This window comes from Mesorhizobium sp. M0174 (assembly GCF_040322275.1).
In the GTDB taxonomy this organism is placed as follows: domain Bacteria; phylum Pseudomonadota; class Alphaproteobacteria; order Rhizobiales; family Rhizobiaceae; genus Mesorhizobium.
The window spans coordinates 164,997-190,502 of record NZ_JAMYTB010000006.1; the positions used below are offsets into that span (position 1 = coordinate 164,997).

Below are 25,506 nucleotides of genomic sequence, written 5' to 3' on the forward strand. Positions count from 1 at the left end.
GCTATTTCCCTATTGCTTGAAGGTGCCGCGCAGGCCGGGCCGAAATTGCTATTTTTGCCTCGCTTCCGCCACGACTTTTTTTAAGCTGGACCATCTTTCCATGCGGCCTGCCATTAGCCGCGATGATCGGAGCACCCCATGCGCGCAACGCGCCTCGCATTCAACGCCGTTCTCTTGACAGCGGCTTCCTGGGCGGCTCCCGCTTTTGCGGTGCCGGCGCTGCAGGCGCATCGCGCGGTTTACGACATTTCACTCGACAAAGCCTCCGACCGCTCCGGCATCACCGGCATCACTGGCCGCATGGTCTACGAGTTCAACGGCTCGCCTTGCGAGGGCTATACGGTAAAGTTCCGTTTGGTGACCCAGATCGTAACCAGCGACAACACCAGGCTGACCGACCAGCAGATGACCACCTTCGAGGATGCCGAGGGCAAGACCTTCTCCTTCGTGAATAAGTCCTTTGTCGACCAGAACCTCGACAAGGAGGTCAAGGGGACTGCAACGAAGGAGGCCAACGGTCTCAAGGTCGATATCGACAAGCCCGAGAAGAACAGCTTGGAACTCGCGCCGACCCAGTTCCCGACCCAGCAAATGGTCGAAATGATCGGCAAGGCGGAAAAGGGCGAGCGTTTCTACGAAACCAACCTGTTCGACGGCTCTGAGGATGCCAACAAGGTGGTGACCACCACCGTCGTCGTCGGCAAGCAAGCCGATGCCGACAACGCCGATCCGGAAGCGCCGGCGCTGGCCAAGCTCGCCACCGACAAATACTGGCCGGTCGACATCGCCTATTTCGATGATGCCGACAAAGGCGGCGAGGAGGTGCCGGAATACCGGATCAGCTTCAAGCTGCACAAGAACGGCATCACGCGCGATCTCGTCATGGACTATGGCGAGTTCTCGATGACCGGCAAACTGGTCAATCTGTCGCTGTTCGATCAGCCAAAGACCTGCCCGTCGAAATAGGCTCGAACCAACGACAAGCCGCCGGCCGCTATCCGGGATAGTAGCGCTTGATCTTGCGGGGCGTGTCGTATCGACTTGACCATGCCGCAATTGGCTATCATCGTCTTACGACGGTAAGCGCCGTGGGGGAGCAGGTTGAGCAGGATCGACGTTTTTGTGGCGCCGCGGCCCAATGCGACGCTGATCAAGGCCATGACGTTCGTCAACCGAATTGTCATGCTGCACGGCATTCCAGGCTTTCGCGACCTGTTGCCGTTCAACCGTCTGGCCGGTTTGCGCGGCGTCGCCAATGTCCGCCACATCGATTTTCCGGAGGATGACCGGCAAAGGCTGAAGGCTTGTTGCGGTGCGGGCAAGGCGACGTTCATCACGCCCAACCATCCCGAATTCTTTACCGACTGGATGATCGACAAGGAGGTCGTCTCGCGGGTAAGCCCGCTGGCGGCATCCTGGGCCACGCACGGCGTCGTCAACGGGCTTGGCCGGCTGATGCAGAAATTCTGGTTGGCCAACAATCTGATCGCGCAAATCCCGGGCAACAGCGCGGCCGCCAAGGAACATTCGGTGGCCTGGGCGCTGAAGGGGCACGGCGTGCTCCTACATCCCGAAGGCGGTGTCGGCTGGCATGCCAACATCGTTGCCCCGCTGCTGCCGGGGGCGGTCGAAATGGGGTTCGAGGCGCTGAAGCGCGGCCGCCTGATGGATCCGGATTTCAAGGTTTGGATCGCGCCCGTGATCTGGAAGCTTGCTTTCACGGGGAATGTCGAGGCAGCGCTGGCAAAGGAATGCGCCTATGTCGAGCACAGCCTGAAGATCGAACGCCGTGCCGGCAATACGCTGCCGGAGCGCGTCCATCACACCTATGCGACGCTGCTGTCGCGGGATGAGGCTGCATGTGGCCTTCAGCCTGATGAGCGGGCGCTGTACGGCGCGCGTCAAAAAAACCTGCTTGCCGAACTCGGCCGTCGCCTTGCTGACCTTGTTTCGGCCGACGCCGGCACGCTCGACGGTTCAGAGCTTTTGCGTCGGTCACGCCGCTGGCTGCGGGAAAATACGGACGACACCGGACGGCAGAAGCAGGTCCGAATGCTGGCGGATGCAATCCAGCGACTGCAGCGTGTCGGGTCGTGGGCTTCAGCCAATCCGCGCATCACGCAGGAGGAGATCGCCGAACATTTGAAGCGAATCCGCAACGATTATTGCCGGGGTACGCTGCGCGATACGGTCAACCGTTTCGTGCCGCAGCCGGCAGGCCCGCGCCGCGCCTATGTCCGGGTACCGGAGCCGCTAGGCTTGCATGCCTATCAAGGTTCCGTCGAGGAGGCACTCGCCGAACTGCACGACCGCATGCAGGAGACCGTCACCAGGACGATGACGCAACTCGAGGCCGGCGGCGCCTTCATTTTCTATGCCAATCCCTTCTATCATCGTTAGCGGCGTGTTGGTCGGCGCAAGATGAAGGAGTGCGGCAAACCTCATGGCGGTCTATGTCGATGCGGCGATCTGGAAATGGGTCGGCCACCGCTGGTGTCATCTGCTGGCAGACGATACCGACGAGCTGCATCGCTTCGCCGCGCAACTCGGCGTCAAGCGCTCGTCCTATCAAGGGCCGCCCAAGACATCGGCGCCGCATTACGACATAACCGGGTTGGAGCGTGACCGCGCAGTGCGGTTAGGCGCCATCGAATGCACCCGCGAGGAGATCGTCGCTGTTTTCCGGCGTGTGCGGGTGCCGAAGGGGAAGATGCGACAATGACACCGGTGCGCTGATCGCCGCACGCTGAGCCGCAAGACGCCACAGCGCTTGCGTTTGTCGCGCTTCCCCTCTATATGCGCGCTCATTCCACACACGGACTTTGGTGTCTGCCCGGGAGAAATCCGGCTGAAACCTCCGGTGGCGTTTGAGGACAAAGTCCAAAAATGCCTGTGTCCGTGGAGGCTAACCGGAAAGGAAATAAGAATGGCTCTGCCTGATTTCAGCATGCGCCAGCTATTGGAAGCTGGCATTCACTTCGGCCACCAGACCCACCGCTGGAATCCGAAAATGGCGCCCTATATCTACGGCGCCCGCAACAACATCCACATCATCGACCTCTCGCAGACGGTGCCCCTGCTGCACCAGGCGCTGAAGCAGGTTTCCGACACTGTTGCCAAGGGCGGCCGCGTGCTGTTCGTCGGCACCAAGCGCCAGGCCTCCGACATTGTCGCCGATGCCGCGCAGCGCTCGGCCCAGTACTATGTCAATTCGCGCTGGCTCGGCGGCATGCTGACCAACTGGAAGACGATCTCGAATTCCATCCAGCGCCTGCGCAAGCTCGACGAGATGCTGGCCGGCGAGGCTCAGGGCCTGACCAAGAAGGAGCGCCTCAACCTCGATCGCGAGCGTGAAAAGCTCGACAAGGCGCTGGGCGGCATCAAGGATATGGGTTCGACGCCCGATTTGATGTTCGTGATCGACACCAACAAGGAAGCGATCGCCATTCTCGAGGCCAAGCGTCTCGGCATCCCGGTCGTTGCCATCATCGATTCCAACTGCGACCCGGACAAGATCGACTTCCCGATCCCCGGCAATGACGACGCGGCCCGCGCCATCCAGCTGTATTGCGATCTGATCGCCAAGGCAGCTATCGACGGCATCGCCCGTCAGCAGGGCGCGCTCGGTGTCGATATCGGCGCATCGGTCGAGGCTCCGGTCGAGCCGGCGCTCGAGCAGACCCCGGCCGCCGAGAGCCCGGCAGCCCAGACCCCGGAAGCATAGTAGCGAAGGCCGGCTGCGGCCTTCATCTTTCCAATATGTTGGCGCGGTAAGCGCTACCGGCACCAGGCGCATCATCGAAAATCGATGGTGCGTCAGTGCATTTAGACAAAGAGGCGACAATGAGCATTTCGGCTGCACAGGTCAAAGAACTCCGCGACTTGACCGGCGCGGGCATGATGGACTGCAAGGCGGCGTTGAACGAGACCAACGGCAATATGGAAGAAGCCATCGACTGGCTGCGCAAGAAGGGCATTTCCAAGGCCGACAAGAAGGCTGGCCGTACCGCTGCCGAAGGCCTGATCGGCGTCGATTCGGGCGTCCGCGAGGCAGCGATCGTCGAGGTCAATTCCGAGACGGACTTCGTTGCCCGCAATGCTGCGTTCCAAGAGATCGTCGCCAATGTCGCGAAGGTCGCGCTTGCCTATGGCGGCAAGACCGAAGCCGTTGCCGCCGCTCCCTATCCGGGCTCGGGCAAGTCGGTCGCCGAGACCATCAAGGACGCCGTCGGCACCATCGGCGAGAATCTGGGCTTCCGCCGCTCGGCCAAGCTCACCGTCGAGCACGGCGCTGTCGCAACCTACGTTCACAATGCGGTCGCCGACGGCCTTGGCAAGCTCGGCGTGCTGGTGGCCATCGAGACGACAGGCAACGCGCATGCCGCGAACGCCTTCGCCCGTCAGGTTGCCATGCATGTCGCTGCCACCAATCCGATGGCCTTGACCACTGAAGAGCTCGATCCGGCCGCGGTGGAGCGCGAGAAGGCGATCTTCGCCGACCAGGCACGCCAGTCCGGCAAGCCAGAAGCGATTATCGAGAAGATGGTCGAGGGCCGTTTGCGCAAGTTCTACGAAGAGGTCGTGCTGCTCAAGCAGGCTTTCGTGCTCAATCCCGACATCACCGTCGAGAAGGCGCTGAAGGATGCCGAAAGCGAGATCGGCGCGCCAGCCAAAATCGCTGCCTACCTGCGCTTCGCGCTCGGTGAGGGCATCGAGAAGGAAGAGACCGATTTCGCGGCGGAAGTCGCGGCAGCGGTCAAGAAGTAAACTATTCGTTTAAAAGTCTTTTTCGGCCGGGTGTCCGCGAGGATGCCCGGCCGATTCTTGCGCGGCGTAGGATCAACTCAAGGACGACCTCGGCGCGCTCGATTTCGACATTGCGCAGGACCTTCGGGCACGGCTCGATGCGGTGAGCCGGTCTTTCACACCCTTTTTCGTATTCGTTCTTCGGCTCGGAAATACAGGATGGCCTTACCGGAGGTCAGACAGTCGGTGACAAGCCGGCTGGCAACATGCCGAACCCGTTCATGCAAGGTGCTTTTGCCGTGTAAGCTGAAGCTGGAAGAGAGTTTTCGGGCTCGGGCGCCGCGTGACATCGTGGCGCCCTTCGTGTATCGGAACGCCCAGTGTTTCGGGGCGCACCGAAACGCATCACACGCACGATGACGAGGACCAGATGACGGTGAAGCCCCTCTACCGACGTGTCTTGCTGAAAGCATCGGGCGAAGCGTTAATGGGCGAGCAGCATTTCGGCATCGACGTATCGGTGGTCGACCGCATCGCCGCCGACATCGCCGAGGCCCGCGCATTGGGCATCGAAGTCGGTGTCGTCATAGGGGGCGGCAACATCTTCCGTGGCGTCGCAGTCGCGTCAAAAGGCGGAGACCGCGTCACCGGCGACCATATGGGCATGCTTGCCACCGTCATCAATTCGCTGGCGCTGCGCACCTCGCTCAACAAGATCGGCGTCGACGCCGTGGTGCTGTCGGCGATCGCCATGCCCGAGCTTTGCGAAAGTTTTTCGCAGCGTCAGGCGACCGCCTACATGAACCAGGGCAAGGTCGTTATCTTCGCCGGCGGCACCGGCAATCCGTTCTTCACCACCGATTCGGCTGCAGCCCTTCGCGCCGCCGAGATCGGAGCCGATGCTCTGTTCAAGGGCACCCAGGTCGATGGTGTCTATTCGGCTGATCCCAAGAAGGACCCGCACGCGACACGTTTCGAGCGGATCAGCCATGACGAAGTCATCAAACGCGGGCTTTCGATCATGGATACGGCGGCGATTGCACTTGCGCGCGAAAACAACATTCCGATAATCGTCTATTCGATCCACGAGAAGGGTGGTTTCGGCGATATCCTGAGGGGTGGCGGCCGTTGCACGGTCGTCGCAGACGATTGACCGGACCATGAACCCGAAAGGGATCGGTTGCGGATGAGGCTCGAACAGGGCTTACCCTAAGCAGTGAACCCGGGTTAACGGGTCGAGGAGACGATGATGAATGGCGAATACGACGATCTCAAACGGCGCATGGACGGGGCGATCGCCGCGTTCAAGCATGATCTGGCTTCGCTGCGCACCGGCCGCGCGTCGAGCAACCTGCTCGATGCCGTCCAGGTGCAGGCCTATGGCACCACCATGCCGATCAACCAGGTGGCAACAGTGTCGGTTCCGGAACCGCGCATGATTTCGGTTTCGGTCTGGGACAAGTCGATGGTCAGCGCGGTCGACCGTGCCATCCGTGAAGCCAATCTCGGGTTCAATCCTATCGTCGACGGTACCAATCTCAGGATTCCGCTGCCCGAGCTCAACGAACAGCGCCGCAAGGAGCTGGTGAAGATCTCGCACGGTTATGCCGAGAATGCCCGTGTCGCCGCACGACACGTTCGCCGGGACGGCATGGACTTTCTGAAAAAGGCGGAAAAGGACGGCGACATCAGTGAGGACGACCATCGCAAACGGGCCGACCAGGTTCAGAAACTGACCGACGAGACAATCAGCACCATCGACCACCTGCTTTCCGACAAGGAAGCGGAAATCATGCAGGTCTAGGGTCTGGCCACGGCTGGCCCGGAAGTGAGAACATGGCAACGCCCGCGCATGTCGCGATCATCATGGACGGAAACGGACGCTGGGCCAAGGCGCGCGGCTTGCCTCGGCTGGCTGGTCACCGCGCCGGCGTTGAGGCGCTGCGCAAGACAGTGCGCGCCGCCCCCGGCCTCGGCATCTCCTTCCTGACCGTCTACGCTTTTTCGTCGGAAAACTGGTCACGACCGAAATCTGAAGTCAGCGACCTCATGGGCCTGCTGAAGCTTTTCATCCGACGTGACCTCGCCGAGCTGCACCAGAGTGGGGTGCGGATCAGGGTCATCGGTGACAGGGCAGGGCTGCAGCCCGACATAAGGGGCCTGCTTGAGGAAGCCGAAACGCTCACTCTCCGCAACGAAGCGCTGACGCTGGTCATTGCCTTCAATTACGGCGGGCGCGACGAGATCGTGCGCACCGCGCGCAAGCTCGCAGCTGCGGTGGCGCGCGGTGAGATCGACAGCGAGGCGATCACGGCCGAGTCCTTTGCCAGCTCGCTCGATACAGAGGGCATTCCGGATCCGGAACTGGTCATCCGCACCAGCGGCGAGCTTCGGTTGTCGAATTTCCTGTTATGGCAGGCTGCCTATAGTGAACTCGTTTTTCTGCCTTGCTATTGGCCCGACTTCAGTCGCGAGCACCTGTCCGATGCACTGCGCGATTTCGCCGGCCGCGAGCGCCGCTTCGGCGGACTTGCCGCCCAAGATGTCGCCTCAGGCTGAGGAATGAGCAACCTCCAACTCCGGGTCATTTCGGCCGTCGTGCTTGCCATCGTGACGCTTGGCCTGACCTGGCTCGGCGGACTGCCCTTCCGGTTGCTTTGCGCTGCCATGGCGGCGGTGATCTTCTACGAGTGGACGCGGATGAGCCGCCCCGTTGCCCCGGCAGGTGCTAGTCCTATGGCAGGTCTCGGCTTTCTGCCCGAGGCGCTGATCGTGGTCTTTATTGGTGCCCTCGTCGCCGGCCTGCCTGCGTCTTTGCTGCTGCCGCTCGTGGCGGCTCTGGTTGCTGTCACTGCCATCGCGGCGTCGATGCGAAAGGCAGGACCGTGGGAAGCATCCGGCCTTGCCTATGCGGCCGTATCGGGCTTATCGCTGGCCTTCTTGCGTGATGGCGACCATTCAGGGCTGCTGGCCATTCTGTTCCTATTCGCCGTGGTTTGGGCGACCGATATTTTTGCTTATTTCGTCGGCCGCTCCGTCGGTGGCCCAAGGCTGGCGCCGTCGATCTCGCCGGGCAAGACGCGGAGCGGGGCGCTCGGTGGGGTGGTCGGCGGCGTAGTGGCCGGTCTGCTTCTGGCCGCAGTAGCCGGAACGGGCAACCTCGCCGTGCTTGGCGTGGTCGCACTGGTGCTTTCGATCGTCGCGCAGGCCGGCGACCTGTTCGAATCATGGGTCAAGCGACGCCACGGCCGTAAAGATTCCGGCACGCTGATACCCGGCCATGGCGGCATCATGGATCGGGTCGATGGGCTTGTCGCGGCGGCTTTCGCCCTATACGTCATCGGCTGGATTTCCGCGACCGCCGACCATCCGGCACAGGGGCTGTTTCCGGTTTGAACGGCATCGTCGGTGGGCCGGCGCGGGGCTGCGTCATGGATTCGCCTGGATTGATGTCACAGTCGCGGCGTGATCTGCGCCGTGGATGAATTTGAGGGCATGAATTGAACGAGATTCTTCACGCGGTTTTCAGCACGGACGGCCTTGTCCTCGGTACGCTGGTGCCTTTCCTGTTCGTGCTGACCGTGGTCGTGTTCGTCCACGAAATGGGCCATTACCTCGTCGGCCGCTGGTGCGGTATCGGCGCAAAAGCCTTTTCGATCGGTTTCGGCCCAGAGATCATCGGCTTCAACGACAGCCGCGGCACCCGCTGGAAGCTTTGCGCCATACCGCTCGGCGGCTACGTCAAGTTCGTCGGCGATATGAACGCGACGTCGAGCCAGCCCAGCTCGGAGGAGGTCGAGGCGCTGAGCGACGACGAACGCAAGGTTGCCTTCCACACGCAGCCGATCTGGAAGCGGGCGGCGACCGTCGTGGCGGGGCCGCTGTTCAACTTCCTGCTGACGATCGCCGTCTTTGCCGTGCTGTTTTCCATATATGGTCGGCCGGTATACGAGCCGATGGTGGCTGAAGTCACCGAAGGCAGTCCGGCAGCGGCGGCCGGCATCATGCCCGGTGACCGATTCGTCAGCGTCGACGGCAGCAAGGTCGAGACCTTTGCCGACGTCCAGCGTCTGGTTTCGGGCCGCGCCGGCGACAGCATCACCTTCGTTATGTTACGCGGCGGCAAGGAAATCACCGTCACGGCGACGCCGCGTTTGATGGAACAACAAGACGCATTGGGCAACAAAGCCCAGGTGGCCGTGATCGGCGTCATCAACAACAAGGAACTCGGCCAGCCGCGGCTGATCACCTACAGCCCGGCCGGGGCAGTCGGGGCGGCCATCCAGGAAACCGGCCACGTCATCCAGCGCACCGGCCAGTTCCTGCAGCGTTTCGTTGTTGGCCGCGAGGACAAGTGCCAGCTGGGCGGGCCCATCAAGATCGCCAAGATGTCGGGCCAGGCGGCAAAGCTCGGCTTCGAATTGCTCGTCCAGCTTGTTGCATATCTGTCAGTCGGGATAGGAATTCTCAATCTTCTGCCGATTCCCCCCCTCGACGGAGGGCATCTTCTGTTCTACGGCGTGGAAGCTGTCATCCGACGGCCGGTGTCCGAACGGATGATGGAAATGGCTTATCGGAGCGGCCTCATCCTGGTGCTCGGCTTCATGGGTTTTGTTTTCTGGAACGATCTGTTTGGGTGCTGAAATCATGAAGAAATTTGGCTTCAGCGCGACCAATGTTGAGACGCCGTTTACCATGCGTGGGGATATGCGTGACGCGAAAGCCACGCCACAGGGTTAAGTAAATACAAATTAACCAGAAGCCTTGCGTGTAGGGAAAATCCGGTTAATACGGTAGGGGAAATTACCGCACGTCCGGTTTTCTCGCCGTGGGGACTTCGAGAAAAGGTACAAAAGCCCGATGAAGGCAGCATCCAAGGTTCTGAGCGCCGCGTCCGCGGTGGCTATGTCCGCTGCTCTGGTTGTACCAGGCGCGCTCGCAGTGCAGTTCGTTGCCACATCGGCCGCCGAGGCGGCTGTCGTCTCCAGAGTCGAAGTCACCGGCAATCAGCGTGTCGACGCGGACACCATCCGCAATTACGTGACAATCAAGCCCGGCAAGGCGTTTTCCAGCTCCGACATCGACGATGCGGTCAAGGCGCTGTTTGGCACCGGGCTGTTTTCGGACGTGCAGATCAACCAGGTCGGATCGACGCTGGTCATCAAGGTTTCCGAATACCAGGTCGTCAACCAGGTGCTGTTCCAGGGCAACAAGAAGCTCAAGGACAACGCGCTTGCAGCCGCGGTGCAATTGAAGCCGCGCGGCACCTTCTCGCAACAACAGCTCGACGCCGATGTCGAGGCGGTCAAGGCCGCCTACCGGCGTATCGGCCGCGACGATGCCGCCGTGACCACCCAGATCATGGATCTCGGCGACAACCGGGTAAACGTGGTCTTCAACATCAACGAAGGCGGCCGCACCCAGATTGCGGCGATCAATTTCGTCGGCAACAGCGCCTATTCGAGCCGCCGTCTGTCGGACATCATCTCCACCAAGCGCTCGTCCTTCCTGTCGTTCGTGCTGCGCGACGATGTTTATGACGAGGACAAGCTGCGCGCCGACCAGGAGCTGCTGCGCCGCTTCTATTATAATCACGGCTATGCCGACTTCCAGGTCGTCTCGGCTGTCGGCGAACTCGACGACACAACCAACAAATACACCGTTACCATCACGGTGCAGGAGGGCGAGCGGTATACGTTCGGGGACGTCAGCGTCGAAAGCACGATCCCCGAGGTCGACAGCAAGTCGCTTGAATCGGTGGTCGAGACCCACAAGGGCGATGTCTATAACGCCAAGGATGTCGAGGACACGATCATCGCGCTGACCGAAAAGGTCGCCGGTTCTGGTTATGCCTTTGCCCAGGTGACGCCGCGCGGTGACCGCAACTTCGAAAACCACACCATCTCTGTCGTTTATACGATCGACCAGGGCACCAAGGCCTATATCGAGCGCATCGAGATCCGCGGCAACGATCGGACGCGCGACTACGTCATTCGCCGCGAGTTCGATGTCAGCGAAGGCGACGCTTTCAATCAGGTTCTCATCCAGCGCGCGAAGAGGCGGCTGGAAGCACTCGATTATTTTGAGAAAGTCGAGATTTCCACCGTTCCGGGCTCTGAGCCTGATCAAGTCGTGCTGGTGGTCGACGTGGTCGAGAAATCGACCGGTGAGTTCTCGGTCGGTGCCGGTTATTCGACTGGTGGCGAGACGGCTGGTCCGTCCGTAGAAGGTTCAATCAGTGAGCGGAACTTCCTCGGCCGCGGCCAATTCATCAAGGTGGCGGCTGGCGGCGGCAAGAACTCGCGCGATTACAGCTTCTCGTTTACCGAACCGTACTTCCTTGGTCGCCGTATCGCTGCCGGATTCGACATCTACAAGCAGACTCGAAACTATGACCATTACGATAGCGACACGACGGGCGCGACAGTGCGCTTCGGCCTGCCGATTACCGACAACATCTCGACGCAGCTCGCGTATAATATCGCTCAGGAGAAGTATGAGTTCGACGAGGACTGCGACCCTGCCACCTGCGATGTCTCCCAGGCGATTATAAACGGTGTCGAAGAGAGTCCGTGGCTCAAATCGTCGGTTAGTCTCGGCCTAGTTTACAATACCATTGACGACATGAAGAATCCCCATGAAGGCATTTTTGCCAACGTCGGCACGGAAGTGGCTGGCGTGGGCGGCGACGCCAAGTTCATCAAGGTGACAGCGCGCGGCAGCATTTATCAGACGTTGTCCGAACAATTGGATCTGGTAGGCCTCATTTCTGGCGGTGCCGGCCATGTCCAGGGATATGGCAGCGGCGACCTGCGTGTCTTCGACCATTTCCAGAGCAGCGATCGAATGATCCGCGGTTTCGAATATGGCGGCATCGGTCCGGTTGCCTCGGACAACAGCAATGACCATCTCGGCGGCACCACTTACTTCAATGCCTCGGCGGAAGCGCAGTTCCCGCTGCCGGTCATCCCGGAAAGCTTCGGTTTGCGCGGCGCGGTATTCGCCGATGCGGCAACGCTCTACGGCAGCAAGATTGCCTCCAACCTCGTCAATCAGTCGACGACCGGCATGGAATGGCGCGCTTCTGTCGGCGTCGGTCTGATGTGGGCATCGCCTTTCGGCCCCATCCGCATCGACTATGCGATCCCGGTCAAGAAGGAAAAGACCGACGACGTGCAGGAATTCAACTTCGGCATATCGACCCGCTTCTAATGTGCGGGTAACGATGCTTCCGGCTCGTTTGGATCCGGATGTCAGTGATCCGACACTACAGCGCAGTGCGTCCTATCGGACGCTCAAAGAACGTTGTAGCAATTTGATTTTGCGCATGATCCTTTCCGAGGATCGATTTCCGATTTCGGGGTCATGCGCTAGCTGGATATTGCTTCTGGAATGACCGATCCGGTGTTCTTCGCGCCCTCACGCCGGTATACGGCCGGCGAAGTCGCGAATCTGACCGGCTCGATGCTTGTCGATTCCGCTCTCTCCGATGTTTCGATCGACGTTCTGGCTCCCGCCAACGAAGGCGGCGAGAACGCCCTTGTCTTCGTCGATGGCAGGCGCAATTTCGCCCTGATGCAGTCACTGCGGGCGGCAGCGGTTCTCTGCCCTGCCGAATTTGCCGCCAAGGCGCCAGCGGGCATCGCGGTTCTGGTGCATCCGCGCCCGCAGCAGGCTTTCGCAATGGTCGGGCGCCTGCTTTTCCCGGCGGCTGCGACGCCTGGACCGATGACCGGCGAAACCGGTATCTCGCCGCACGCCCATATCGATGCGACCGCCCATGTCGAGCCCGGTGCGATCATCGAAGCGGGCGCGGTCATCGGACCGCGCGCTGCCATCGGCAGCGGAACCGTCATTGCCCCTCATGCGGTTATCGGTCCTTCCTCGCAGATTGGCCGCGACGGCTATGTCGGTCCAGGTGCCAGCGTGCAATATGCATTGATCGGCAATCGCGTTATCATTCATGGCGGCGCCAGGATCGGCCAGGATGGCTTCGGCTTTGTGGCCGGCGCAAAGGGTCCTGAGCGGGTTCCGCAGATCGGCCGCGTCATCATCCAGGACGACGTCGAGATCGGGTCGAATACGACCGTCGATCGCGGCGCCATGTCCGACACGATCATCGGCCAGGGCACCAAGATCGACAATCTGGTGCAGATCGCGCACAACGTTCGCATCGGCCGCAATTGCATAATAGCCGGGCTTTCGGGTATTTCCGGTTCAGTGACGATAGGCGACAACGTCACCATGGGTGGCGGCGTCGGCCTTGCGGATCATTTGACCATCGGGTCCGGCGCCAAGCTTGCGGCAAGAAGCGGGTTTATGAGCAATGTGCCTGCCGGTGAGATTTGGGGAGGATATCCGGCGCAGCCGATGGCGGAAGCCATGCGCGAGATAGCGGCCTTGCGCAGACTTGCACGGACGCGCAGACAGGGTGAGGGGGGAAATGGCTGACATCGCAGCGGCGACGCTCGAAGCGGTTGACATAATGCGGCTGATGAAGCTCCTGCCGCACCGCTATCCGTTCTTGATGATCGACCGTATCGTCGACATAGATGGCGACGAATCCGCAATCGGCATCAAGAACGTCACCATAAACGAGCCGCATTTCCAAGGTCATTTCCCTGACCAGCCGGTCATGCCCGGCGTGCTGATCATCGAGGCGATGGCGCAGACGGCCGGCGCCATCTGCATCCGCAGCCTTGGTACGGAAAAGCCGTCGCTGGTTTATTTCCTGACCATCGACAATGCCAAGTTCCGCAAGCCGGTCGTTCCAGGCGACCAGTTGAAAATTCATGTGAAGAAAATCAAGAAACGCGGCAATCTTCTCAAATTCGCTTGCGAGGCCCTCGTCGATGGCGCCAAGGCGGCGGAAGCCGAGATCTCGGCGATGATGGTCGCAAGCGGCTGACAAACGAATGCTAATGAAAATCCAGACAGTCATCCATCCATCGTCGGTCATCGAGGCAGGCGCCCAAATCGGCGAAGGCGCCCGCATCGGGCCCTTCTGTCACGTCGGCCCCGATGCCGTGATCGGCGACCGCGTCGAGCTGGTCAGCCATGTCTCGGTGATTGGCGCGACCACCATCGGTGCATCGACCAAGGTTTATCCGATGGCGATACTGGGCGGACCACCGCAGAACACCAAGCACAAGGGCGGCCGTACCACGCTGGTGATCGGCGAGAACTGCACGATCCGCGAAGGCGTCACCATGCATGTCGGCACCGATTCCAGCCGCGGCGAGACGACGATCGGCGACAACGGCAATTTCCTTGCCTATGCCCACATTGCCCATGACTGCGTGGTCGGCAAGAACGCCACCTTCGCCAATCAAGCGACGTTAGGCGGGCATTGCGAAGTCGGTGACAATGTCTACATCGGCGGCCTGACCGCGGTTCATCAGTTTGTCCGCATCGGCGATAACGCGTTTCTCGGCGGCTGCTCGGCGATCGTCGGCGACGTCATTCCCTACGCCATCGCCGTTGGCAACCGTGCCAGCCTTCGCGGCCTCAACATCATTGGGCTGAAGCGCGCCGGCCTGCCACGTTCGGAGATCCATTTGCTGCGCAAAGCCTATAAGACGATCTTCGATCGCTCCCGGACCGTCGGCGAAAACATCGAATTCGCCAAGGCGGAGTTCGCCTCGTCGCCGACTGCCATGAAGATTGTCGATTTCATCGCCGGTCGCGGCAAGCGGCACTATGCCGTGCCGTCGCTCAAGGGTGGCGACGGCGACGATACCGATGATGAAGACTGAGAGCAGATGACGAAGATTGAGGCTGCCGGAAAGGGCCTTGATCTCGCGCCAGATGCCAAGGTCGGCATCATCGCCGGCGGCGGCAGCCTCCCGGTCGAAATTGCCCGAGCGCTCGCCCGGCAAGGCAAATTGCCCTTCATCGTGATGGCGGCGGGCGAGGTCGATCGCATAGCCGATTTCGAGCCATATGAGCAGGTGGTCTTGAGGCTGGAAGACGTCGGCTCGCTGGTGCCGATCCTCAAGCGGCATCACGTTACGCATCTGGTGACCGCGGGTCATATCACGCGCCGCCCCAGGCTGAGCGCCATGCGCCTCAATTTGGGCCTGCTCGCCTGGCTGCCCAGCCTCTTCGTCGGTGTAACCCGGGGAGACGATACGGTGCTGAAATTGTTCGTGCGCAGGATCGAGCGCAGCGGCATCAAAGTCGTCGGCGCTCACGAGATCGTGCCGGAGCTGGTCGCAGCCGAAGGCCTGCTGACCAAGGCGGCGCCACGCAAAGCCGACTGGCGCGACATCGAGGCAGCGCACGCGGCGGCAAAAGCCATCGGCGCGCTGGATATCGGCCAAGCGGCTGTTGCGGTCGGCGGCCGCGCCATTGCGCTGGAAGGCGTCGAAGGGACTGACGGGCTGCTCGAGCGGACAAGGGAATTGCGCGGGCACGGCAGGCTGGCTGGCCGGACGCGCGGTGTCCTGGTCAAATGCGCCAAGCCCGGTCAGGAACTGCGTGCCGATCTGCCCTCCATTGGCCCGCTGACCGTCGAGGCGGCGCATGCCGCCGGACTGGCCGGCATTGCCGTAGAAGCCGGCCGCTCGCTGGTGCTCGAAGGTCCCGCCACCATCGGGCGTGCCAATGCGCTCGGCCTGTTCGTGATCGGGCTGCCTGCTGCGGAGCCGGCGCATGGCGAATGAGCGGCCGTTGAAGATAGCCGTCGTCGCCGGCGAGGAGTCCGGCGACCTGCTTGGTGCCGATCTTGTGCAGGCGTTAAAACGCATGACCGGGCGCGACGTTCGGCTTGTCGGCATCGGCGGCCGCCATTTGCAGGCACTCGGCCTGGCGCCATTGTTCGACGGCAGCGAGATCGCGCTGATGGGGCTTAGCGCTATCCTGCGCGACCTGCCGCGCCTGATGCGGCGGATCGGCCAGACGGCAAACGCGATTTCCGGTGAAAAGCCCGATTGCCTTATCACCATCGACAGTCCGGATTTCTCGCTGCGCGTCGCCAAAAAGGTGCGTGCCGCCGATCCGACTATCCCGATCGTTCACTATGTCTGCCCGAGCGTGTGGGCTTGGCGGCCGGGCAGGGCGGCGGCGATGAAACCGTATGTCGATCACATTCTTTGCATCCTGCCGTTCGAGGTGAAGGAACTCGCTCGCCTGGGCGGGCCGCCCGGGACCTATGTCGGGCATCGCCTTGCACACGATCCGGGCATAGTCGGTGCCGCCAGGGCGCAGGCGCAGCCACGTGACCTGTCCGCAGATCACGTCAAAACGTTGCTTGTATTGCCCGGTTCGCGTCGCGGCGAGGTGCGACGCCTGGTCGGGCCGTTCGGCGAGACGGTGTCGATCCTGCGGGCGCGCGGGCACCGCTTGCGCCTGCTGTTGCCGACGGTCCCGCACGTCGCCGATCTGGTCAGGACCTCGGTTGCGAGCTGGGACGAGAAGCCGGAGATCATCCTTGATGCCGAACGCAAATGGCAGGCCTTCGGCAAGGCGGATGCGGCGCTGATCGCGTCGGGGACGGTATCGCTGGAACTTGCACTGGCAGGTGTGCCGATGATCTCCTGCTACCGGCTCGATCCGGTCATGCGCATGGCGCAGCCGCTGATCAAAGTATGGAGCGCAGCCTTGCCCAATCTCATTGCCGACCGGCCGATTGTGCCGGAACACTACAATCAATATGTGCGGCCGCATTATCTGGCGCGGCAACTGGAAGCGCTGTTCTCCGATACCGCCTACCGCACCTGGCAGAAGCACGGTTTTGCCGACATTGCCGGGCGTATGGCAACCGCCACGCCGTCAGGCGAGATTGCTGCGGGGGTGGTGACGGGGATGGTGAGGAAGTGGTGAATGGTGAATAGCGAGTAGGAAATGGTGCTGGCGGTAACGGCCAAGCTGCTTCAGCTACTACTCGCTACTCGCTACTCGCTACTCGCTACCTTCACCGCTTCGCGATCGGCACGTAATCCCGTTCCGGCGCGCCGGTATAGAGCTGGCGCGGGCGACCGATCTTCTGGTGCGGATCCTCGATCATCTCCTTCCACTGCGCGATCCAGCCGACGGTGCGGGCGACCGCGAACAGTACGGTGAACATGGTGGTGGGGAAGCCCAGCGCCTTAAGGGTGATGCCGGAATAAAAATCGACGTTGGGGTAGAGCTTCTTCTCGATGAAATAGGAATCGGTCAGTGCGATCTTTTCCAGCTCCATGGCGATGTCGAGCAGCGGATCGTCCTTGATGCCGAGCTCGCCCAGGACTTCGTGCGCGGTTTTCTGCATAATCTTGGCGCGCGGATCGTAGTTCTTGTAAACGCGGTGGCCAAAGCCCATCAATCGGAACGGATCGTTCTTATCCTTGGCGCGCGCAATGAATTCCGGGATGTGATCGACATGGCCGATCTCGCCCAGCATGTTCAGGGCTGCCTCGTTGGCGCCGCCATGTGCAGGACCCCACAGGCAGGCGATGCCGGCAGCGATACAGGCAAAGGGATTGGCGCCCGACGAGCCGGCCAGGCGGACGGTCGAAGTCGAGGCGTTCTGTTCGTGATCGGCGTGCAGGATGAAGATGCGCTCCATCGCACGCGCCAGCACCGGATTGATCTTGTATTCCTCGCAAGGCACGGCGAAGCACATATGCAGGAAGTTGGCTGCGAAATTCAGCTCGTTCTTCGGATAGATGAACGGCTGGCCGATGTGGTATTTGTACGCCATCGCCGCGATTGTCGGCATCTTGGCGATCAGCCGCATTGAGGCGACCATGCGTTGATAAGGATCCGAGATGTCGGTGGAATCGTGATAGAAGGCCGACAGTGCGCCGACCACGCCGCACATCACCGCCATCGGATGCGCATCACGGCGGAAGCCGGTGAAAAAGCGCGACATCTGCTCATGCACCATGGTGTGGCGCGTCACCCGGTAGTCGAAATCGTCCTTCTGCGCCTTGGTCGGCAGTTCACCATAGAGCAAGAGATAGCAGACTTCGAGGAAGTCGCCGTGCTCGGCCAGTTGGTCGATCGGGTAGCCGCGGTGCAAAAGAATGCCGGCATCGCCATCGATGAAGGTGATTTCCGATTCGCAGCTCGCCGTCGACGTAAAGCCGGGATCGTAGGTAAAGATGCCGGCGGTGTTGTAGAGCGAACCGATGTCGATGACGTCAGGTCCTACCGAACCACTTCGTATCTTGAATTCATGGGTTTTGCCGCCGAGTTCCAGCTTGGCCGTCGATGCCTGGGTTTTGCCGCCAAATTCCATTTTTGTCGCAGGTTCGGTCATAGCAAACTCCTTTTTGTTTCCTCAGGCCGGCAAAGGCAAAATATCTGAACCCAACACGTCAAAAGCATCGGAATACGCACATTTGCGCCCGCAATTGAATCTGCGCGGCAGATTAGGCCAAGACCCAATGTTGCACTGCGAAACACACCTTTCAATGCCAATCTTCTTAGGCCAGTTTGCTAATCGATTTGATCAGCGATCCGCGCCAGGCTTTCCTCGCGGCCAAGCACGGCAAGCACATCAAAGACACCTGGCGAGGTACTTTTGCCGGTGACCGCGGCGCGCAAAGGTTGGGCCACGGCGCCGAGTTTATGGCCGGCGGCCTGCGCATAGTCGCGGATCGCGGCTTCGGCTGAGGCGGCAGACCACTCCGAAACCGTGGCTAGTGCCGCATGAGCGCCCCGCAGGATCGCGCGCGCCTCACCGCTGAGCAGCGCCGCCGCCTTCTCGTCGACCGGCAGCGGCCGCTCGACGAAAAGGAATGCAGCCCCTTCAACAAGTTCGACCAGCGTCTTGGCGCGCTCCTTCAGGCCCGGCAAAGCGGCAAGCAGTTGCGCCCTGCGTCTGTCGTCGAGGCGCGCGGCGATTGCCGGGCCGCCTTCAAGATAGGGCAGAGTGGCGATGAAGATGTCGAGCAGCGCCGCGTCGTTCATCCGGCGCATATGCACGCCGTTAAGCGCCTCGAGCTTGGCGAAGTCGAAACGGGCGGCGCCCTTGTTGACGTCGCCAATGTCGAACCATGCAATCATGTCGGCGATCGACATGATCTCATCGTCGCCGTGGCTCCAGCCAAGCCTCGCCAGATAGTTGAGCAGCGCCTCCGGCAGGTAGCCCATAGCGCGATAGGCTTCGACGCCAAGCGCACCGTGCCGCTTCGACAGCTTGGCGCCGTCGGCACCGTGGATCAGCGGGATATGCGACATCGACGGCACCTCCCAGCCCATGGCCTGATAGATTACGGTCTGGCGTGCCGCGTTGGTCAAATGATCGTCGCCGCGGATGATGTGGGTGATGCCCATGTCGTGATCGTCGACGACGACGGCATGCATGTAGGTGGGATTGCCATCCGAGCGCAGAATAATGAAATCGTCGAGATCCTTGTTGGGAAAGCGCACGTCGCCCTGGACGCGGTCATGCACCACCGTCTCGCCGTCTGTCGACGCCTTGATGCGGATCGCCCCCTTGGCGCCGGGCGGCGCCTCCGACGGGTCGCGGTCGCGCCAGCGTCCATCATAGCGGGGCGGAAGCCCCTTGGCTCGCGCTGCCTCGCGCATCGCCTCCAGCTCCGCCGGCGTCGCGTAGCAGTAATAGGCCTTGCCCACGCGCACCAGCTCCTCGGCCACCTCGCGATGGCGCGGCGCACGCTCGAACTGCGACACCGGCTCACCGTCCCATGTCAGGCCAAGCCAGGAAAGCCCGTCGAGAATGGCTGCGGTTGCCGCATCGGTGGAGCGCTCGCGGTCGGTGTCTTCGATGCGCAGCAGCATCGTGCCGCCTGTGTGCTTGGCATACAGCCAGTTGAACAGCGCCGTGCGCGCGCCGCCAATATGCAGATAACCGGTGGGCGAGGGGGCAAAACGGGTGACGACCTTATCGGGCATGGAACTCTCAGGCGGGCCAAGGAAGTGGGTTTGCGGACTTTCGCGCGTTGCGCGTTCATGTAGCATAGGAGGTCGAGGGCGCAAGAGGCAGACCCGATGGCTGTGCGAGGCCGTGGTGCGGGCGAGGGCGAGGACGCTGGTAGCGGCGTCAGCGAACGCTTGCTGTTTGCCGCTCCCCCGCCTGCCCTGCCGGTATCGGCATTGCTGCCCGCTCCGCGCTTCGATGCTCCGTCGCTGCCGGCCAGCGACCCAGCAACGGTTCCGGTGCCTGCGTCCGAGCCCATCGTGCGCCTACGCCGGCGTTTCCGCCTCCCGTCACCATCCCGCATCCGCAACAGCGTAACCTCGGCAGCCGGCCTGGAACTCGACCGTGGCGTCGCCTTCCTGCTGGTGCCGGTGTTCCTCGCATGCGGGGTGGTCGTATATTTCGCGCTGTCGGTGGAGCCGGCCTTTCCGCAGCCGATCGCAATCGTGCTCCTCGCGGCCCTTTGTGCCGTCATCTCGCGGTCATGGCCCAGGACCCGCCTGTGCTTCATGGTGGCGCTGCTCTGCGCGCTTGGCGTGCTTGCCGCCAAGTTCGAGACCTGGCGTGTCGGGACGCATATGCTCGGTTCCGAAATCTCGACGCGGCTGACGGGTCGTGTCGTATCGTACGAGCCCATGGCGAGCGGCCGCATCAGACTGACAATCGATGTGATCTCAACCGCCAGGCCGACGCTGCGCTACATGCCGGAACGGGTCCGCATTTCGGCGATGAAGATACCGGCTGAGCTGGCCGCTGGTTCCGAGATCACCGGCTATGTGCGGCTGCTGCCGCCGACCGGCCCGGTGCGGCCCGACAGCTATGATTTCTCCTTCGACAGCTATTTCGCCGGTATCGGCGGCAGCGGCTTCTTTCTCGGCAATCCGAAAGTCGTGGCTTCGGGCAGCATGCCGCTTGCCGCGCGGCTTTCTTCCGCGATCGAAGACGCGCGCGAATCCATCGCCGACCATATCCGCAGCCGCATCGGCGGCGCCGAGGGCGAGATTGCTGCTGCGCTGATCGTTGGCGTGCGCGCCGGCATTCCCGAGGAGATCAACGAAGCGATGCGGCGTACAGGCATCTACCACATCATCTCCATCTCGGGGCTGCATATGGCGTTGGTCGCCGGCACCATCATGGCGCTGCTACGCGGCGCCTTTGCGCTGTTTCCCGACTTCTCATCGCGACGGCCGGTCAAGAAATATGCCGCAGCCGCCGCGCTTTTTTCGATTGCGGCCTACCTCGTCTTTTCCGGCATTGTGGTAGCGGCCGAACGCAGCTTCATCATGCTGGCGGTGATGCTTATCGCCGTGCTGTTCGACCGGGCCGCGCTCACCATGCGCAACCTGGCGATCTCGGCCATCGCGGTCATCGTGGTGTCGCCGCACGAGGTGGTCGGTCCGAGCTTCCAGATGTCCTTCGCCGCGACGGCGGCCCTTGTCGGCGCCTATGCCGGCTGGTCCGACTACCGCGCCGGCAGGGCCACCACGCCGCCGCCGCGGCGGTCGCCGCTACGCCTCGCCACGCGAAAGGTCCTGCTGGGCATGGGCGGCCTGGCGATGACCTCGATCATTGCAGGGAGCGCCACGGCGCTTTTCGCCATATGGCATTTCCAGCGCGTGGCGCCGCTCAGCCTGTTCGCCAATCTGGCCATCATGCCCATCGTCTCACTGGTCGTCATGCCCTTCGCCGTCCTCAGTGCGCTGGCGATGCCGTTCGGCGCGGATGGGCCTTTCCTATACGTGATGGGCAAAGGGCTGACGGCGATGATCGCCCTGTCCGGGTGGATCTCCGAGCGCTCGCCGATCGATGCGGTCGGACTGATTTCGCTGAGATCTGTCCTTTTGGTGACGATCGCCCTCGTCATTGCCAGCATGGCGACGACCTGGTTGCGGCTCGCGGCACTTCCTTTTGCGCTCGCCGGCTTGCTAACGACAACGCAGACGCGCGTACCCGACGTATTGATCTCGGAGGACGCACGGCTGGTCGCGCTGCCGATCGGCAGCGGTGAGCTCGCCGTCAACCGGGCACGCCCGAATGAGTTCACGATCGACAACTGGAAACGCGCGCTCACATCAGAGGCTATCGTCGCGCCGGAAACACCTGGAAAGAACGATCCGCAATTCGACATTGCCGATCCGGCCGACCTACCGCCGGGCATGCCGTTCATTTGCACGGACGGTCTCTGCCTCGCCAGGCATCCATCCGGCGCGATCATTGCGCAAGCCAAGGACCGCGATACCGCACGGCCAGCCTGCGCCTTCGCCAGCTTGATCGTCATCGACGACGCCACCGCCCATAATCCCTGCTACTACGACCGGCTGGTCCTCGTCGTCACCAAACGGCAACTGGCGCGCGCGGGAAGTGCGGCCGTCTATTTCGATCCACAAGCGGCAACACGCGCCGAAATCCGCTTCGCCGTCGAAAAATCATACCGGCCCTGGCACGTGCAGCGGAAATTTTCACGCGCGGCGCGCGGCCTGCCGCCATACCGCAGAGCCGACAATCCAAAAGCCGGCACCAAGGGCGCAACTCAGTAGCGGCGGATCAGCCCAACGAGCTTGCCCTGCACCTTGACCCTGTCTGGTCCGAAGATGCGCGTCTCGTAGGCCGGATTGGCGGCCTCCAGGGCGATCGAGGCGCCCTTGCGGCGGAACCGCTTCAGCGTCGCTTCCTCCTCGTCGACCAAGGCCACCACGATCTCACCGGGGCTCGCCGTATCGGCGTTGCGGATGATCACCGTGTCGCCGTCGAAAATGCCAGCCTCGATCATCGAATCGCCTTTGACCTCGAGCGCATAATGCTCGCCGCCCATGATCATATCCGGCGGCACCGAAATCGAATGCGTCTGGTGCTGGATAGCATCGATCGGCACACCGGCGGCGATGCGGCCCATTACCGGGATCGAAACGGCGGCGACGACATCGTCGTCATTGCCGGCTGCAGGGACGCGCGACGATGTGGGCTTGCCCTGCCGAGGGGCACCTTGCCCAAGACTGCCCTGGATGACACTCGGCGAGAACTTGCGTGCCGCATTGAGGCCGGGGGCGATCGAGTCAGGCAGGCGTAGTACCTCCAGCGCACGGGCCCGGTTGGGCAAACGGCGAATGAAGCCGCGCTCCTCCAGCGCCGTAATCAGTCGGTGGATTCCGGATTTGGAAGCCAGGTCGAGCGCTTCCTTCATCTCGTCGAAGGAAGGTGGGATACCGCTTTCCTTCAACCTTTCGTGGATGAACATAAGCAGTTCGTGTTGTTTGCGTGTCAGCATAGCGACCCCCAACAGAATCAGAAAACAAACCCAGAACAGACACTATCTGTTCCAGTTGTGTTCCGCAACTGTTTAAAGTTTAATGAATGCGTTAAGGCTCGGGAAACAAACGACGTCCCCTACCGGCGTACCGTATTTTCACCGCCGCGAGCCTCATCCCCTTGATTCTGCTTTCGTTTGCGCCGTTCTGGCCTCCTTGAAGGCGGCACTGGCATCGGCCGTCGGTCGGCAAAGGGCACGGAATTGAACCCGTATCGACTGTGCGGTTTGGTCAATGCACCGTGAACGAAACGAACTCAAAACGCCAACCTCGGGCTAACTCCAGGTTTCCACCGCCTGGTCAGGCTGCTTCTCGCCGGTGGAGCCTTGCTACGCGCTACCCGGTAATGGAAGAACAGTTGATGCGTGTCCGGCGTTGCGTTGGATTTTTTGAGGGAGCAGGCAAATCATGACGGGAATTCCCGATCTCGTGGCCGTAAAGGCGATGGATGCCGCGGATCCGCTGCGCGCGATGCGCGACCGCTTTGTGTTGCCGCAAGGAGTGATCTATCTCGACGGCAATTCGCTAGGAGCTGCTTCACGTGCCGCCTTCGATGAATTGCGCAAGGCCGCGACCGAAGAATGGTCGCATGATCTCATCCGCGCATGGAACACGGCCCGCTGGTTCAACATGCCGCTTGAACTTGGCGACCAGCTCGGGCGCCTGATCGGTGCCGCGGTCGGCCAGACGGTGGTCTGCGACACGACGTCGGTCAACATCTACAAGCTGCTGCACGCGGCCATGGCCATGCGACCGGAGCGGCAGGCCATCGTCGCCGAGGGCGATAGTTTTCCGACAGACCTCTACATGGCTGAGGGTGTGGTTTCGACGCGAAAAGATGCGCTGCTGCGCCTCTCGGGGGTCGACGCGCCGACCATCGAGGAGCTGATCGACGATCGCACCGCCGTGGTGCTGGTCAATCACGTCAACTACAAATCGGGCGAACTGCGCGACATGCCGGCTCTGACGCGCAGGGCCCAGGAAGCCGGGGCGATGATCGTCTGGGATCTCTGCCACACCGCTGGCGCGATGCCAGTCGAGCTCGACAAAGCAAACGCCGATTTTGCCGTTGGCTGCACCTATAAATATCTGAATGGCGGCCCGGGCGCGCCTGCCTTCATCTATGCGGCTGAGCGGCATCTTTCCGACATCCAGCAGCCGCTCACCGGCTGGTGGGGCCATGCACGACCCTTCGCCTTCGAGCCAGGCTATGCGGCCGGCACCGGCATCCGCCGGTTTCTGTGCGGCACCCAGCCGATCCTTTCGATGCGCACGCTGAAGGGCGCGCTCGACATCTGGGACGATGTCGACATGACTGCGGTGCGCAAGAAGAGCATCGCACTGGCCGATCTGTTCATCGAGCTTGTCGAGGCAAAGTGCGGCACTTACGGCCTCACGCTCGAAAGCACGCGCGATGGGGAAAAACGCGGCAGCCAGATTTCATTCATGCATGAGCATGGCTACCAGATCATGCGCGCGCTGATCGAACGTGGTGTGATCGGCGATTTTCGCGCGCCATCGACCATGCGCTTCGGCTTCACCCCGCTCTATGTCGGCTATGCCGATGTCTGGCAGGCGTCGAAGTGCTTGAGGACATCCTGCGCACCGGTGCGTGGAAGGATGCGCGCTTCGCCATCAAGGCGGCTGTCACTGAGATTGATGCGAGAGCTGGAATCGTGAGGCTGGCGATGATGCGCCGCGCGATGCTCGCGGCTAGGTTGCAAGGCCATATTGCCAGGGAGGGCGCAGGGTGTTCGAACGTCATATTGCCGATTGGGACAACGCCTATGCCAACGGCGCCAACATAGCCGGCAGCGATCGCTGGCCGGCGGCCTGGGTCGAGCCCGCGCAGGTTTTCCGCGAGGCGCTTTCGACCGAGGGCAGGGCGCGGCTCGACCTGGCCTATGGCGATAACCCACGCAACCGGTTCGATCTTTTCCTGCCGGCCACCAAGCCGAAGGGGGTCGTGGTGTTCGTCCATGGCGGCTACTGGATGGCATTCGACAAGAGTTTCTGGTCACATCTTGCCGCGGGCGCTGTTGATCGCGGCTATGCAGTTGCCATGCCGTCCTACACGCTCTGTCCGCAGATACGCATTGGCAGCATCGTCAAGGAAGTCGGCGCGGCGATAGGCAAGGCGGCGGCGATGGTCGCAGGGCCGCTGATGCTGACCGGGCACTCGGCCGGCGGCCATCTTGTTAGCCGGATGGTTACCAGGACAACGCCGCTGGCGCCCGAAGTGGTCCGGCGCGTTCGTCACGTGGTGTCGATCTCGGGGGTGCATGATTTGCGCCCGATCATGCGCACCGGCATGAACGAGACGCTGGCGATCGATGAGGCCGAGGCGCAGGCCGAAAGTCCGGTGCTGCTGCGCCCGATGGAAAAGGCCCGCCTGACCTGCTGGGCCGGCGGCGGCGAGCGCGCCGAATTCCTGCGCCAGAGCGCGTTGCTGGCCAACATCTGGATCGGCCTGGGTGCCGCGACCAGCTCCGTGGTCGAGCCCGACCGGCATCATTTCAACATCATCGACGGTTTGGCCGATCCAGACCATCCGCTGACCCGGACCTTGACCTCGGAGTGAGGCAG

The 25,506-nt window shown here is 61.9% G+C and carries 21 protein-coding genes and 1 pseudogene; 19 read left to right on the plus strand and 3 right to left on the minus strand.

Translation table 11 applies throughout. The features are described from left to right. The first annotated feature begins 138 nt into the window (after nucleotides 1-138). From NKJ13_RS14945 to lpxB, 16 genes are all read left to right on the plus strand, one after another. On the plus strand, nucleotides 139-966 hold the full coding sequence (locus NKJ13_RS14945; RefSeq protein WP_023674927.1) for a cell envelope integrity EipB family protein: 828 nt from the start codon (nucleotides 139-141) through the stop codon (nucleotides 964-966). 135 nt (nucleotides 967-1,101) lie between these two features. Then, the gene (locus NKJ13_RS14950; protein WP_352736545.1) at nucleotides 1,102-2,400 is read left to right on the plus strand and encodes a lysophospholipid acyltransferase family protein; all 1,299 of its coding nucleotides are present in this window, start codon (nucleotides 1,102-1,104) and stop codon (nucleotides 2,398-2,400) included. 43 nt (nucleotides 2,401-2,443) lie between these two features. After that, the gene (locus NKJ13_RS14955) at nucleotides 2,444-2,722 is read left to right on the plus strand and encodes a DUF4031 domain-containing protein (protein ID WP_352508484.1); all 279 of its coding nucleotides are present in this window, start codon (nucleotides 2,444-2,446) and stop codon (nucleotides 2,720-2,722) included. Nucleotides 2,723-2,926: 204 nt separating this feature from the next. Then, a complete protein-coding gene (gene rpsB / locus NKJ13_RS14960; protein WP_254817316.1) occupies nucleotides 2,927-3,724 on the plus strand; it encodes a 30S ribosomal protein S2 in 798 nt (265 codons plus the stop codon). Nucleotides 3,725-3,843: 119 nt separating this feature from the next. Then, complete coding sequence (gene tsf, locus NKJ13_RS14965; RefSeq protein ID WP_352471655.1) at nucleotides 3,844-4,767, plus strand: translation elongation factor Ts; 924 nt, start codon at nucleotides 3,844-3,846, stop codon at nucleotides 4,765-4,767. Between the two features lie 409 nt (nucleotides 4,768-5,176). Then, nucleotides 5,177-5,899 carry a UMP kinase gene (pyrH, locus tag NKJ13_RS14970; RefSeq protein WP_023674934.1) on the plus strand — a complete coding sequence of 241 codons (723 nt, stop codon included), beginning with the start codon at nucleotides 5,177-5,179 and terminating at the stop codon, nucleotides 5,897-5,899. Between the two features lie 96 nt (nucleotides 5,900-5,995). Continuing rightward, nucleotides 5,996-6,550, plus strand: coding sequence for a ribosome recycling factor (frr, locus tag NKJ13_RS14975; RefSeq protein ID WP_352508485.1), 555 nt, complete (start codon nucleotides 5,996-5,998; stop codon nucleotides 6,548-6,550). Nucleotides 6,551-6,582: 32 nt separating this feature from the next. Continuing rightward, complete coding sequence (locus tag NKJ13_RS14980; protein ID WP_352508486.1) at nucleotides 6,583-7,305, plus strand: isoprenyl transferase; 723 nt, start codon at nucleotides 6,583-6,585, stop codon at nucleotides 7,303-7,305. Between the two features lie 3 nt (nucleotides 7,306-7,308). After that, nucleotides 7,309-8,142 carry a phosphatidate cytidylyltransferase gene (locus tag NKJ13_RS14985; protein ID WP_352508488.1) on the plus strand — a complete coding sequence of 278 codons (834 nt, stop codon included), beginning with the start codon at nucleotides 7,309-7,311 and terminating at the stop codon, nucleotides 8,140-8,142. Between the two features lie 104 nt (nucleotides 8,143-8,246). Then, nucleotides 8,247-9,389 carry an RIP metalloprotease RseP gene (gene rseP, locus NKJ13_RS14990; protein WP_352508489.1) on the plus strand — a complete coding sequence of 381 codons (1,143 nt, stop codon included), beginning with the start codon at nucleotides 8,247-8,249 and terminating at the stop codon, nucleotides 9,387-9,389. A gap of 217 nt (nucleotides 9,390-9,606) precedes the next feature. Further along, on the plus strand, nucleotides 9,607-11,958 hold the full coding sequence (gene bamA, locus NKJ13_RS14995; RefSeq protein WP_352777860.1) for an outer membrane protein assembly factor BamA: 2,352 nt from the start codon (nucleotides 9,607-9,609) through the stop codon (nucleotides 11,956-11,958). A 180-nt stretch (nucleotides 11,959-12,138) separates the two neighbouring features. Further along, complete coding sequence (gene lpxD, locus NKJ13_RS15000; protein WP_352688320.1) at nucleotides 12,139-13,197, plus strand: UDP-3-O-(3-hydroxymyristoyl)glucosamine N-acyltransferase; 1,059 nt, start codon at nucleotides 12,139-12,141, stop codon at nucleotides 13,195-13,197. Beyond that, on the plus strand, nucleotides 13,190-13,654 hold the full coding sequence (fabZ, locus tag NKJ13_RS15005; protein ID WP_023674942.1) for a 3-hydroxyacyl-ACP dehydratase FabZ: 465 nt from the start codon (nucleotides 13,190-13,192) through the stop codon (nucleotides 13,652-13,654). The genes lpxD and fabZ overlap by 8 nt, the downstream gene beginning before the upstream one ends. A gap of 13 nt (nucleotides 13,655-13,667) precedes the next feature. Further along, nucleotides 13,668-14,501 (plus strand): acyl-ACP--UDP-N-acetylglucosamine O-acyltransferase, encoded by an 834-nt coding sequence (gene lpxA, locus NKJ13_RS15010; protein WP_352478915.1) that lies wholly within the window; start codon nucleotides 13,668-13,670, stop codon nucleotides 14,499-14,501. 6 nt (nucleotides 14,502-14,507) lie between these two features. Further along, nucleotides 14,508-15,410, plus strand: coding sequence for an LpxI family protein (locus NKJ13_RS15015; RefSeq protein ID WP_502896085.1), 903 nt, complete (start codon nucleotides 14,508-14,510; stop codon nucleotides 15,408-15,410). Next, nucleotides 15,400-16,569 (plus strand): lipid-A-disaccharide synthase, encoded by a 1,170-nt coding sequence (gene lpxB / locus NKJ13_RS15020; RefSeq protein ID WP_352777862.1) that lies wholly within the window; start codon nucleotides 15,400-15,402, stop codon nucleotides 16,567-16,569. The genes NKJ13_RS15015 and lpxB overlap by 11 nt, the downstream gene beginning before the upstream one ends. Before the next feature lie 91 nt (nucleotides 16,570-16,660). Here the strand turns inward: lpxB and gltA are convergent, their stop codons facing one another. Both gltA and gltX read right to left on the minus strand, forming a co-directional pair. Next, entirely contained in the window at nucleotides 16,661-17,989 is a 1,329-nt protein-coding gene (gene gltA / locus NKJ13_RS15025; RefSeq protein WP_352688322.1) for a citrate synthase, read from the minus strand. 179 nt (nucleotides 17,990-18,168) lie between these two features. After that, on the minus strand, nucleotides 18,169-19,590 hold the full coding sequence (gltX, locus tag NKJ13_RS15030; RefSeq protein ID WP_352777865.1) for a glutamate--tRNA ligase: 1,422 nt from the start codon (nucleotides 19,588-19,590) through the stop codon (nucleotides 18,169-18,171). Between the two features lie 96 nt (nucleotides 19,591-19,686). Here gltX and NKJ13_RS15035 point away from each other — a divergent pair, with 96 nt between their 5' ends. Beyond that, on the plus strand, nucleotides 19,687-22,152 hold the full coding sequence (locus NKJ13_RS15035; protein ID WP_352705973.1) for a ComEC/Rec2 family competence protein: 2,466 nt from the start codon (nucleotides 19,687-19,689) through the stop codon (nucleotides 22,150-22,152). On the opposite strand, the gene lexA is transcribed toward NKJ13_RS15035, so the two are convergent. Then, the gene (lexA, locus tag NKJ13_RS15040) at nucleotides 22,146-22,880 is read right to left on the minus strand and encodes a transcriptional repressor LexA (RefSeq protein ID WP_023674949.1); all 735 of its coding nucleotides are present in this window, start codon (nucleotides 22,878-22,880) and stop codon (nucleotides 22,146-22,148) included. The two genes, NKJ13_RS15035 and lexA, sit on opposite strands and share 7 nt — an antisense overlap. 448 nt (nucleotides 22,881-23,328) lie before the next feature. On the opposite strand from lexA, the pseudogene kynU reads away from it, so the two are divergent. Continuing rightward, nucleotides 23,329-24,572: pseudogene (gene kynU / locus NKJ13_RS15045) on the plus strand (kynureninase); the annotation flags it as partial. 98 nt (nucleotides 24,573-24,670) lie between these two features. Further along, nucleotides 24,671-25,501: a hormone-sensitive lipase gene (locus NKJ13_RS15050; protein WP_352688332.1), complete on the plus strand. Its 831-nt coding sequence runs from the start codon at nucleotides 24,671-24,673 to the stop codon at nucleotides 25,499-25,501. Nucleotides 25,502-25,506: the final 5 nt, after the last annotated feature.